11 protein-coding genes are annotated in these 12,467 nt (G+C 63.6%); 9 read left to right on the top strand and 2 right to left on the bottom strand.

The window, feature by feature from the left end:
- Positions 1-972 precede the first annotated feature (972 nt).
- From ACZXDY_RS11465 to ACZXDY_RS11455, 3 genes are all read left to right on the top strand, one after another.
- Positions 973-2,088 carry a YihY/virulence factor BrkB family protein gene (locus ACZXDY_RS11465; RefSeq protein ID WP_464345561.1) on the top strand — a complete coding sequence of 372 codons (1,116 nt, stop codon included), beginning with the start codon at positions 973-975 and terminating at the stop codon, positions 2,086-2,088.
- Between the two features lie 153 nt (positions 2,089-2,241).
- Positions 2,242-3,723, top strand: a complete 1,482-nt coding sequence (locus tag ACZXDY_RS11460; protein WP_464345560.1) for an EAL domain-containing protein — start codon at positions 2,242-2,244, stop codon at positions 3,721-3,723.
- A 250-nt stretch (positions 3,724-3,973) separates the two neighbouring features.
- Positions 3,974-4,828, top strand: coding sequence for a TIGR01459 family HAD-type hydrolase (locus ACZXDY_RS11455; protein ID WP_464345559.1), 855 nt, complete (start codon positions 3,974-3,976; stop codon positions 4,826-4,828).
- A 143-nt stretch (positions 4,829-4,971) separates the two neighbouring features.
- On the opposite strand, the gene ACZXDY_RS11450 is transcribed toward ACZXDY_RS11455, so the two are convergent.
- Positions 4,972-5,367 (bottom strand): response regulator, encoded by a 396-nt coding sequence (locus tag ACZXDY_RS11450; RefSeq protein WP_028163924.1) that lies wholly within the window; start codon positions 5,365-5,367, stop codon positions 4,972-4,974.
- Positions 5,368-5,600: 233 nt separating this feature from the next.
- Here ACZXDY_RS11450 and ACZXDY_RS11445 point away from each other — a divergent pair, with 233 nt between their 5' ends.
- Positions 5,601-6,572 carry a bifunctional riboflavin kinase/FAD synthetase gene (locus ACZXDY_RS11445; RefSeq protein ID WP_028163925.1) on the top strand — a complete coding sequence of 324 codons (972 nt, stop codon included), beginning with the start codon at positions 5,601-5,603 and terminating at the stop codon, positions 6,570-6,572.
- Entirely contained in the window at positions 6,569-7,120 is a 552-nt protein-coding gene (locus ACZXDY_RS11440; protein ID WP_464345558.1) for a sugar O-acetyltransferase, read from the top strand. Before ACZXDY_RS11445 ends, ACZXDY_RS11440 begins: the two co-directional genes overlap by 4 nt.
- A gap of 60 nt (positions 7,121-7,180) precedes the next feature.
- Here ACZXDY_RS11440 and ACZXDY_RS11435 read toward each other — a convergent pair whose 3' ends face one another.
- Positions 7,181-7,393, bottom strand: coding sequence for an MbcA/ParS/Xre antitoxin family protein (locus ACZXDY_RS11435; RefSeq protein WP_028163927.1), 213 nt, complete (start codon positions 7,391-7,393; stop codon positions 7,181-7,183).
- 251 nt (positions 7,394-7,644) lie between these two features.
- On the opposite strand from ACZXDY_RS11435, the gene ileS reads away from it, so the two are divergent.
- From ileS to ACZXDY_RS11415, 4 genes are all read left to right on the top strand, one after another.
- Complete coding sequence (ileS, locus tag ACZXDY_RS11430; RefSeq protein WP_464345557.1) at positions 7,645-10,644, top strand: isoleucine--tRNA ligase; 3,000 nt, start codon at positions 7,645-7,647, stop codon at positions 10,642-10,644.
- An 8-nt stretch (positions 10,645-10,652) separates the two neighbouring features.
- Positions 10,653-11,150, top strand: a complete 498-nt coding sequence (lspA, locus tag ACZXDY_RS11425) for a signal peptidase II (RefSeq protein ID WP_208823715.1) — start codon at positions 10,653-10,655, stop codon at positions 11,148-11,150.
- 101 nt (positions 11,151-11,251) lie between these two features.
- Entirely contained in the window at positions 11,252-11,977 is a 726-nt protein-coding gene (locus ACZXDY_RS11420; protein ID WP_464345556.1) for a hypothetical protein, read from the top strand.
- Positions 11,978-12,080: 103 nt separating this feature from the next.
- On the top strand, positions 12,081-12,467 hold a 387-nt coding region (locus ACZXDY_RS11415; protein ID WP_464345555.1), incomplete at its 3' end, for a M16 family metallopeptidase.

Below are 12,467 nucleotides of genomic sequence, written 5' to 3'. Positions count from 1 at the left end.
TCTCCGCTGTCATCGTCCGGCTTGACCGGACGATCCAGTATTCCAGAGACGGCAGTGCTTGAGCCGAGAGGCCGCCGGATACTGGATGCCCCGCCTTCGCGGGGCATGACGGTGGCGTTGGGGATGCGCGTTCGCATTCTCGCGGCGAGTCACGCCCGAGCTTTGCTTCACTTTTCCACCCTCATTGAACAGAGGGCGCAGGGAAAGCCGGGTGCTGGTTGCACCCGCGGGTCCCGTGCAACAAAAGCACGGGGGTAGGACCACAGGTTCAACCGAAGCATTCCGGCTTTCCCTGCGCGATGGTGTTACGGTTTCCTTCGTGCTCTCCTTGGTGACCGGGCTTTCTTGCCACCATCACCTCTCGCGCGGATTTCTTCGCGCAAAAAAACTTAGCGCCAGCGTCGGGGCGCCAGGACCACACGACTTCGCCGTCCGTGAATGCCACGCTCGTCAGTCGTGACACTCCCGTCCACCGCATCTCACCGCAACGTTCGTGACGATCGCGACCCGCCCCTCATTCGCGTGAGACGCGCGGAGTTAAATCACTGATTTGCCCGACGGTGGAAGCGGAATGTTTTTCGCGCGAGGGCTGGACGGGGCAAATCTGGTTGATTGACTTAAGGAAATTCGCGCGAACTGTACGACGCCGTCATGCCCGGGCAAAAGCGCGAAGCGCGTCTTCGCGCAGATGTCCCGGGCATCCACGACCTTTGCTAAGGGCGGAGAGGAACGTGGATGGCCGGGACAAGCCCGGCCATGACGGAGGAGAGGATTGCGCAATGCGTCCCTCCGTCATTCCGGGGCGTCCAAAGGACGAGCCCGGAATCCATCCAACCGCATAGCACGCGGCGAAATGGATTCCGGGTTCGCGCTATGCGAGCTCGGAATGACGACGGAGCGGCGCCTTCCGGAACATTCAAATCCGGCTCACGTTCATCCGAACCAGGGACAACTCCTTGCTGGAGGAATCCGATGTCCGACGCGCGCCCCGGACAGGGCGAGAATTGGCTCTTGATCGCGGCGACGACGATCCTGCTCCTTCTCGTCCATCGCTTTCTTCAGCCCGATCCGAAGCCCGCGCCCGCCCACAACGCTATAGACCCGGCGAGAGCGCCGGGCCGTTTCGCCCGCGAACTGGCCGAACCCGGCAGGGGACGCCGCGCGGAGAGCCCGCTCCAGATCCCGCTCGCGGGCTGGAAGGACATCCTGTGGCGCTGCTATCAGCGCATCAATGACGACCGCCTGCTCGCCACCGCCGCAGGCGTCGTGTTCTACGGCCTCTTGGCGGTGTTCCCGACCATCACCGCGCTGGTCTCGTTTTACGGGCTCTATGCCGATCCTTCGACCATCACCAGGAATCTTCAGACATTGGCGCTGATGCTGCCGGAAGGCTCGTTCCAGATCGTGCAGGATCAGATCGGCCGGGTGCTCGCGAAGGGCACCGGAGAATTGGGGGCGACCTTCCTGTTCGGGCTGGCGCTCGCGGTCTGGAGCGCCAATGCCGGAATGAAGGCCGTGATCGATGCGCTCAATGTCGCCTATGACGAGCGCGAGACACGCGGCTTCATTCGATTGAACCTGATCTCGCTCGCCCTCACCCTCAGCGCGATCGCAGCCCTCCTGGTGATGGTGAGCGCGGTGGTCGTACTTCCCCTGCTGCTCGATCGTCTTGGGCTGAAGCCCGAGAGCCAGCTTCTCGTCAGCCTTGGGCGATGGCCGCTGCTGTTCCTGATCCTGGCGGCCGGGCTTGCGGTGCTCTACCGCTATGGACCGAGCCGCCGCGCGCCGCGTTGGGAATGGCTCAGCATCGGGACGCTGGCTTCCGCGCTGTTCTGGATCGCCGGCTCAGCGGCGCTGTCCTGGTATCTATCGAATTTCGGAAACTACACGGCTACCTACGGATCGCTTGGCGCGGCCATCGGGCTGATGATGTGGATGTGGATGTCGACCAGCATCATGTTGCTGGGTGCGGAGTTGAATGCGGAGATCGAGCACCAGACCGCGGTGGACACAACCATAGGCCGCCCGAAGCCGCTTGGCACCCGCAAGGCCGAGGTCGCCGACACGGTTGGACCGGCGGTTTCGTAAGCCTCCCAAAGAACGCTAGCCTGCCGAATCAAACTTGATGGTACAGTAGTCCCGCTTGGGGGAACGCAGACAAGACCGCGCCTAAGAGGCCCGTGTTTTCCCGGGTGGGACAGCCGAGGTGGACAGCCAAACTTGAGAGCGTAACGCGCGGACATGATTCGCATTTCGACGATCTTCATCGCCATCTGCATGGTTCTGGTCGCGGCCTCGCTTGGCCTTGTGCTCTATTCGGTCGCTGGCATCAGCGGAACCGAATCGGCCATCGTGGCGCTGACCGCGTTGACCTTCATGATCCTCTACAATGCCGTGTCGCTGCGGCTACGCGACCGCTCCGATGTCGGCGGCCAGATCGCGGACCTCTCCCGCGGCACCGCCGATCTCGCCCGCCAGGTTGCCGAATTCGGCCGGCGGCTCGCCGCCGTGGAGGGCCGCGTGGTGTCGGCCAATTCCGCCAGCGCGGACCGCCTGCAGGCGGTGGTCGGCGAAATCAACGAGCTCGGCAATCTGGTGAAGCAGCTTGCGACCTCCGTCGCCAGCCATGAAGACATGCTGGCAACCGCTGCGGGCGCGCCTTCGAGTGGGCGCGCGGCAGAGCCGGCACCGGAGCCACGCGCTACCGATCCAGCTCCGGTAGCTGGCACCGTGTGGAGGGCCGCAGCTCTGACGACGGCCCCACAGGTTTTCTCAGCGGCGCCGGCACCGGCGGTATCCGCTCCGGCCGAGGCCATCGAGGCCTCGCGCAGCCAGGGGCAGTTGCTCACCACCATCAAGAATGCGATCGAGGCCAACCGGCTCGACCTGTACCTGCAGCCGATGGTGACGCTGCCGCAGCGCAAGGTGCGCTACTATGAAGCGGTGACGCGGCTGCGCGACGAGCGCGACCAGATCATCGCCGCTGACGATTTCATCGGCGCAGCGGAATCCGGCGGCCTGATCGGGCGCATCGACCACATGGTGATGCTGCGCTGTGTGCAGGTGCTGCGCCGGCTGATGGTCCGCAACAAGGATGTCGGCGTGTTCTGCAACGTCTCCGCAGCGACGCTCGGCAACGCCGTCAATTTCACCCAGTGCCTGGATTTTCTCGAAGCCAATCGGGCGCTGGCCCCATCCTTCGTGCTCGAATTCAAGCAGTCGACCTTCCGCAATCTCGGCCCGACCGAGAGCGAGCATCTCGCCGCGCTGTCGCAGCGCGGCTATCGCTTCTCGATCGACAACGTCGGCGACCTCCGTTTCGAGCCGCGCGAGCTCGCCGACCGCGGCGTGCGCTTCATCAAGGTGCCGGCGGCATTGCTGCTCGATCCCAGGCAGAGCTCGACCTCGGATATTCACCCCTCAGATCTGTCCGACCTGCTCGGCCGCTACGGCATCGATCTGATCGCGGAGAAGATCGAAGGCGAGCGCGCCGTCGTCGACCTGCTCGACTACGACGTACGGTTCGGCCAGGGGTTCCTGTTCGCGCCGCCGCGGCCGTTGCGGCCCGAAGGCGCATCTGCTACCGCCGGGGCCTCGCCGCCCAACCCGCAGGAAGCCAATGGCGCCAATACTCCCGTTCCCCAGAATAGCCCGACCATCGACCCGCCACAGCGGGTTACCGGCAATGCCGCGCTGGCGCGCCGCGTCGTGGGCCCGGGCTAGGGTATGATGCGGTTAGAGCAACGTGTTGCCGCCTCGGAGGTGCCCACCTCTCCCACAGGGAGAGGTCGCGCCGAAGGCGCGGGTGAGGGGTTACGCTCTCTCGTGGGACCTGTACCCCCTCACCGGATTTGCGCTGGACGATGCTTCGCATCGCCAGGAGCAAATCGACCTCTCCCCGCTGGGGAGAGGTGGGAGCCCGCGGCCACGGCACTCGACGCAACAATCACTTCACTCTAGGCAACGCGCGATCGTGACCTCACTTCACTTTGTCGAGCGGCTGCGCGATGTCGTTGGCGACGTCGACGTGGTGCTCTCCGACGTCTGGGGCGTGGTGCATAACGGGCTCGAGTCGTTTCCCGAGGCCTGCGAGGCGCTGCACACGTTCCGCCAGCGGGGCGGCACCGTCATCCTGATCACCAACGCGCCGCGGCCGGCCGACTCGGTGCAGCGCCAATTGCGCAAATTGGGCGTGGCCGACGAGACTTATGATGCGATCGTCTCGTCCGGGGACCTGACCCGGCATTTCGTCGCCGAGCATCCCGGCAAGAAGATCCACTGGGTCGGCCCGGAGCGCGACTCCTCGATCCACCGCGGCCTCGATGCTCCGCTGACGCCGCTGGAACAGGCCGATTACATCATCTGCACCGGCCTGTTCGATGACGAGACCGAGACTCCGGAAGACTATCGCGCGATGCTCCTGAAGGCGCGCGAACGCAAACTTTCACTGATTTGCGCCAATCCCGATATCGTGGTCGAGCGCGGCGACCGGCTGATTTATTGCGCGGGCGCGATCGCCGAGCTCTATCGCGAGCTTGGCGGCGAAGCGATCTTCTACGGCAAGCCGCACCAGCCGATCTACGAGCGCGCGATGCAGCTGGCGGCCGAACGGGCTGCCCATCCGGTCGAACTCAATCGCGTGCTGGCGATCGGCGATTCCGTGCGCACCGACATTGCGGGCGCCAAGGGCTTTGGCATCGACTGCCTGTTCGTGACCCGCGGCATCCATTCCGAAGAGTTCGAAGGCGTCGACCAGCTCGATCCGGCCTCGGTGACGGAGCTGTTCGGCCACCCGCCGAAGGCGCTGATCCGGGAGTTGAGGTGGTAGTGAGTTGAGAGGGCGCGCCCTCTCTCCGCCGTCGTGGCCGGGCTTGTCCCGGCCATCCACGCGTCTCCGCGCACGCGGCCCAAGAACGTGGATGCCCGGGACAAGCCCGGGCATGACGAAACTGATAAAGCGGAGGCTTGGACTTACGCCGTTGCCATGTCCGGGAAGACCGCCTCGATCTTGGTCTTCAGCGTCGCCGCGTTGAACGGCTTGACGATGTAATTGTTCACGCCAGCCTTCTTGGCCGCGATCACGTTCTCGGTCTTGGATTCCGCCGTGATCATGATGAAGGGCGTGGTGGCGAGGTTGGGATCGGCGCGGACTTCCTTGAGCAGATCGTAGCCGGTCATCGGCTCCATATTCCAGTCGGAGATCACGAGACCATATTTCTTGGCGCGCATCTTGTTCAGCGCCGCGGAACCATCGGACGCGTCGTCGATGTTCTCGAAACCGAGCTGTTTCAGAAGATTCCGGATGATGCGGATCATGGTGCTGTAGTCATCAACCACCAGGACCGACATGGATAAATCAACCGCCATCTTCTCTCCCCCAAAACACGCGACTGACGCTTGCAAGAAAAACCGACAGGCCTGCGCGGCCCGCATTCCTCACCCCAAGCAGTAGCATCAGGCGTTAAACAGCGCGTTAACCGGCCGGGGACGGATTGCATCCGTTTTGACGCGATTTCGCCCGCTTGACTTCTGTGGGGCCAACAAGCCACCGTCCGCCGGCATCAATCGACCTTAAGAATTCCTGAAGAACGCAAGAAAAAATGACGACCGGTTTTACCGTTATTCGCGACAATACCCCGCAGAGCGCGATCCCGAGGGGGGCCGTGGTGGCGATGGGCAATTTTGACGGCGTCCATCTCGGCCACCGCGCCGTGATCGAGGCCGCCCTGCGAATGGGCGAGGCGCATGGGAAACCTGCGCTGGCGCTGACCTTCGAGCCGCATCCGCGCAGCTTTTTCAGCCCGAACACGCCACAGTTCCGCCTGACCAATGAGACCAACAAGCTACGCCTGCTCGCAGGCACCGGGCTTGCCGGCGCCGTGGTGATGACCTTCGACAAGGGCCGCGCCGGCACCAGCGCGCAGGATTTCATCCACCATGACCTGATCGAACGGCTCGGCATCAGCGGGATCGCGGTCGGCTACGACTTCCATTTCGGCAAGGGCCGTGTCGGCTCGCCGAGCCTCCTGGTTGCCGAGGCGCCGCGGCTCGGCATCGAGATCGATGTCCAGGCGCATGTCGATATCGAGGAGCGGCCGGTTTCCTCCAGCGCCATCCGCATGGCGCTCGCGGAAGGCCAGATCGCGGACGCCAACGCCATGCTGGGCGGTCCCTGGTTCGTCACCGGCGAGGTGATCCATGGCGAGAAACGTGGCCGCGATCTCGGCTATCCCACCGCCAACATCCGCCTCGACAAGAATTGCGGCCTGAAGCACGGCATCTATGCGGTGCGCGTCGGCCGCGGTTCGGAGCGCATCGACGGCGTCGCCAGCTTCGGCCGCCGCCCGACTTTCGACAATGGCGCGCCATTGCTTGAAGTGTTCCTGTTCGACTTCAAGGGCGATCTCTACGGCAATGTGCTCGACGTCGCCTTCATCGGCTTCATCCGCGATGAGCTGAAATTCGACAACATTGAAGCGTTGATCCGGCAGATGGACGACGACAGCGCCCGCGCCAGGGCGCAACTCGCCGCCGCCCCTGAGGCGTTCCCGAAACTCGGAGCGATCGATTGAGCAAGACCGAAAAACAGAAGATGCTGGCGGGCGAATTGTATCGTCCGGGCGATCCGGAATTGCAGGCTGATGCGGCCGCCAACAAGGCCTGGCTCGCGCGCTACAACGCCGCCCTGGCCGCGCCGGCATCTGAACGGCACGCGCTGCTGTCGGAACATTTCGGCCATGTCGGCAAGGGCGCCGTGATCCGTCCGCCGTTCTTCTGCGACTATGGCTACAACATCCACGTGGGCGAGGAGGTCTTCCTCAATTTCAACTGCGTCATTCTCGACATCGTCGAGGTCGTTATCGGCGACCGCACCCAGATCGGGCCCGCCGTGCAGATCTATGCCGCCGACCATCCGCGCGATGCCGAGACCCGGCGCACCGGCCTCGAATTCGGCCGACCGGTGGGGATCGGCCGCGACGTCTGGATCGGAGGCGGTGCCATCATCCTGCCCGGCGTCTCGATCGGCGACGACGCCGTAATCGGCGCCGGCAGCGTAGTCACGCGGGACGTCGCCGCAGGCCAGATTGTCACCGGAAACCCGGCCCGGCCGCGTCCGTGATGAGTTGAAGTTCGGCAACGTCGGTGCGCTGATCCACGAGTCTAGACGAACGCCACAGGCTCACGCGAAGATTCCGTGATCAATTCGCTCGAGCATTTCGCGGACGACCATCGCGCCCGCTTCATCGTTTAGGAGGTCAGCAGGTTTTCGGCCTGACAGATACATATTGGGCCGTTGCAACCAAACTTCACCCTTTTTTGCTTCGCCGAAGACCCGATCGACGAGCATTTGGATTTCGAGGGCGGCAACCTTGGCCGGTGGCTCGGTACTCATGAATTCTCTCCAATAATCAATACATTAGTATCCTCAAAAAAATCCGCAATGATGTCGGCATGGTCCACTCGCCGGCCTTTGCGATTTCCTCCTCCGGCTGCTATGGAAGGCGCCATGTTGATACGGCGCATCATCGGCATTAGCGGCCCGGCTTCCGCCTGAGCTCTTAAAGGCTCGGCGCGAGACCGGGATTTTCATGTTCCTCCCGCGATAGATCGCTAAACGCGCCCATCCTAGTCAAACCTGGTCCGATGTCCGAAAAGCCGCAAAAGTCCGACGCCAAAGACTATTCCAAGACCCTGTTCCTGCCGCAGACCGAATTCCCGATGCGCGCCGGCCTGCCCCAGCGCGAGCCGGAAATCCTCAAATATTGGAACGAGATCGATCTCTACGACAGGCTGCGCCAATCTGCCAAAGGACGCGCCAAATTCGTGCTGCATGACGGCCCGCCCTATGCCAACGGCAACATCCATATCGGGCACGCGCTGAACAAGATCCTGAAGGACGTGGTGACCAAGAGCCAGCAGATGCTGGGTTTCGATTCCAACTACGTGCCGGGCTGGGACTGCCACGGCCTGCCGATCGAGTGGAAAATCGAGGAGGAGAACTACCGCCGCAAGGGCAAGCAGAAGCCGGATTTCCGCGACTCCGCGGCGATGGTGGCGTTCCGGAAAGAGTGCCGCGCCTATGCGACGCACTGGATCAACGTGCAGCGCGAGGAGTTCAAGCGGCTAGGTGTGATCGGCGACTGGGATCATCCCTATGAGACCATGACCTATCCCGCCGAGGCGCAGATCGCGCGCGAATTGATGAAGTTCGCGGCCAACGGCACGCTCTACCGCGGCTCCAAGCCGGTGATGTGGAGTGTGGTGGAGAAAACCGCGCTGGCGGAAGCCGAAGTCGAGTACGAGGACTACACCTCAGACACGGTGTGGGTGAAGTTTCCGGTCACCTCGCCCGCGCATGGCGTGCTCGCGAAAGCGAATATCGTGATCTGGACCACGACGCCATGGACCTTGCCCGGCAACCGCGCCATCAGCTTCTCGCCGAAGATCGCCTATGGCCTCTATGAGGTCACCGATGCGCCTGCCGACAACTGGGCGAAGGCGGGTGATCTCCTGATCCTGGCGGATGCGCTTGCGGAAAGCGTGTTCAAGCAGGCGCGCGTTACCGCTTACGAGAAGGTGCGTGAGCTGCCGGGCGATACGCTCGACGCGGTAGAAACCGCGCATCCTCTCAACGGCCTCGCCGGCGGCTACGAATTCACGGTCCCGCTGCTCGCGGGCGATCACGTCACCGACGACACCGGCACCGGCTTCGTGCACACCGCGCCCGGCCATGGCCGCGAGGACTTCGACGTCTGGACCGCGAATGCGCGCGAACTGGAAAGCCGCGGCATCAACCCCACGATCCCCTATACCGTCGACGAGAACGGCGCCTTCACGCATCAGGCCCCGGGCTTCGAGGGCAAGCGCGTGATCAACGACAAGGGCGAGAAGGGCGACGCCAACGAGGCCGTGATCAAGGCCCTGATCGAGCGCGGCATGCTGCTCGCGCGCGGGCGGCTGAAGCATCAGTATCCGCATTCCTGGCGCTCGAAGAAGCCGGTGATATTCCGCAATACGCCGCAATGGTTCATCGCGATGGATAAGGACATCGCAACGGACGGCAAGGCGAAGCCAGGGGATACGTTGCGCGCCCGCGCGCTGCAGGCGATCTCGGTGACGCAATGGGTGCCGCCGGCGGGCCAGAACCGCATCAACGGCATGATCGCAAACCGTCCCGACTGGGTGATCTCGCGCCAGCGCGCCTGGGGCGTGCCGATCGCCGTGTTCGTGCGCGAGAAAGGCGATGGCTCGGCCGAGATCCTGCGGGACGAGGCGGTCAACCAGCGCATTGCAGAAGCATTCGAGCAGGAAGGCGCCGACGCCTGGTACGCCAATGGCGCGCGCGAGCGCTTTCTCGGCTCGCTCGCCAATGAGGATTGGAAGAAGGTCGACGACATCCTGGACGTCTGGTTCGACTCCGGCTCGACGCACGCCTTCGTGCTGGAAGACCCCGTGCACTTCCCGGGCCTTGCCGGCATCAAGCGCAAGATCGAGGGCGGCGACGACACCGTGATGTATCTGGAAGGAAGCGACCAGCATCGCGGCTGGTTTCATTCCTCGCTGCTGGAGAGCTGTGGCACCCGCGGCCGTGCGCCGTATGACGTGGTGCTGACCCACGGCTTCACGCTGGACGAGAACGGCCGCAAGATGTCGAAATCGCTCGGCAACACCGTCGAGCCGCAGAAGGTGATCAAGGATTCCGGCGCCGACATCCTGCGGCTCTGGGTCTGCGCGACCGACTATTCCGACGACCAGCGCATCGGCCCGGAAATCCTGAAAAACACCATCGAGACCTATCGCAAGCTGCGCAACACGGTGCGCTGGATGCTCGGCACGCTGCATCACTTCAAGCCGAGCGAGAAGGTCGCCTATGGCGAGATGCCCGAGCTCGAGCGGCTGATGCTGCATGAGCTGGCCGGCCAGGCCGCGATCATCCGCAAGGCCTACGCCGAATTCGACTACAAGACCGTGGTCGCGAGCCTTGCGACGTTCATGAACACGGAATTGTCGGCTTTCTATTTCGACATCCGCAAGGACACGCTCTATTGCGATCCGCCGTCCTCGGTCGCGCGCAAGGCGGCGCTGACCGTGATCGATATGATCTGCGATGCGGTCCTGAAATGGCTGGCGCCGGTGCTGAGTTTCACCGCCGACGAGGCGTGGCGGATGTACCGGCCGGAGGCGGAACCTTCCGTGCACCTGACGCTGTTTCCCGAGGGGCTGGAGAAATTCCGCGACGAGCGGCTGGCCACCAAATGGGAGACCGTCCGCGACATCAGACGCGTCGTCACCGGCGCGCTCGAGATCGAGCGTGCGGCCAAGAACATCGGCTCCTCGCTGGAAGCCTCGCCGCTGGTCTACGTCTCCGACCAGGAGATGCTCGACACGCTGTTCAACGTCGATCTTGCGGAAGTCTGCATCACATCGAACGCGATGGTGACCAACCAGGACGCGCCGGAGCATGCATTCCGCCTCAACGAGGTGCCGGGCGTTGCGGTGGTGGTGGAGAAAGCGGTCGGCCGCAAATGCGCGCGCTCGTGGAAGATCCTGCCCACCGTCGGCGAGGATGCCGAATATCCCGACGTCTCCCCGCGCGACGCGCAGGCGTTGCGGGAGTGGAAGGCGCTCGGGGTAGCCGTGTAACTGCCCGCATGACCCCTCCCGTGCGCGCCGGCATCATCGCGGCGGTCATCACGCTGATCCTCGACCAGGCATCGAAGCTCTGGCTGCTGTTCGTGTTCGACCTCCCCGGGCGCGGCGTGGTGAAGGTGACGCCGTTCTTCGATCTGGTGCTGGCCTGGAACGTCGGGATCAGCTTCGGCTGGTTCCAGAGCAACAGCCCGACGGCCCAGCTCGTGCTGATGGCGGTCAAGGCGATCGCGGTGGTGGCGCTGGCGATCTGGATGGCGTACTCGCGGACCCTGCTTGCGACAATTGCGCTCGGGCTGATCATCGGCGGCGCGATCGGCAACGCCATCGACCGCTTCGCCTATGGCGCGGTGGTCGATTTCGCCCTGTTCCACATCCAGATCGGGGAAAAAACCCTCAATTGGTACGTCTTTAACCTCGCGGACGTGGCGATCGTTGTCGGGGTAGCCGCACTATTGTATGATTCCTTCCTGGGGGTCCCCGCCGCAAAAGCGCCCTGATCGCGGCCGATACGGCTCTGCTAGCGGGTAAGATTTCAAGGGCGGAACCGTGCCTAAGCCGGTGATCACCCTAGCGAATTTAAAGAGTGGGGAAGAGCGCGATGCGCCACACTGAAGCCAACGCTCCACAAGCCGATAGCTCGACTTCCTGGAAAGCGCTGATGCATGGATTGCGGCTCTCCGCGGTCGCCCTCGGCATCGGCCTCGTGATGGCCGCAGGTCCCGTGCGGGCCGGCGATGACGGGGACGACGAGGATGACAAGACCTTCGAAGAGAAGGTCATCGAAGGCATCATGAAGGGCCTCGGCGGCACCAACATGGAAAACCGCGGCATCGACTACCGCGAGCGCTCGCCGCTGGTCGTGCCCCCGAGCCTCAACCTGCCCGCACCTGCCTCGTCCGCCGAGGCCAAGGTGCCGAACTGGCCCAAGGACCCCGACGAGCAGCGCCGCAAGGCGGCGATCGCGGCGCGGAAGAACACGAACAAGGATCCGCGCGAAGCCAGCCGCGTCCTGACGCCGAGCGAGCTCGCTCAGAAGAGCGACAAGAAGTCCACCGGCGGCGAGTCGGTCGACCAGCCCGGCGGCAATCCCGGCGCTAACGCGATCCTCTCGCCGGACCAGCTCGGCTATAAGGGCGGCTTCAGCGGGCTGTTCGGCGGCGCCAAGACGGAGACCGCCCCCTTCAAGGGCGAGCCGAACCGGGAATCCCTGACCCAGCCGCCGCCCGGCTACCAGACGCCATCGCCGAACTATGCCTATGGCACCGGGCCGAAGGAATCGCTCAACAAGGAATACAACCCGTCGCAAGGCAAGTATGGCGATTAATTAATCTCGTCTCTCGCCTTCGTGACGATAACAGATTTGAGCGCAGCCTATGATGCCGTCGTACCCGGAGCAATCTTGCTCCGGGTTTTTTAGATAGGTCCTGATGTCCCAGCACCGCCTTGTGGTTTCGCTTCTTGCCGGATTGCTTTCGACGGCCTCCCTTTCCGCCTCCAGCGCCATTGCCCAGACCACGGTCACCTCGGAACGCCCTGCGAGCTTCACGCTGAACAACGGCCTGCAGGTGGTGGTGATCCCCGATCACCGCACTCCGGTCGTGACGCAGATGATGTGGTACAGGGTCGGTTCCGCCGACGAGACGCCTGGCAAATCGGGATTGGCGCATTTCCTCGAACACCTGATGTTTAAGGGAACCGCCAAGCATCCGGCCGGCGAATTCTCCCAGACGGTGCTGCGGGTCGGCGGCAATGAGAACGCCTTCACCTCCACCGACTACACCGGCTATTTCCAGCGCGTGCCGCGCGAGCAGCTC

It is taken from the genome of Bradyrhizobium sp. LeoB3, assembly GCF_055456055.1.
Note: the sequence above shows the minus strand (reverse complement) of the source record. Positions and strands in the feature narration are given on the sequence as shown.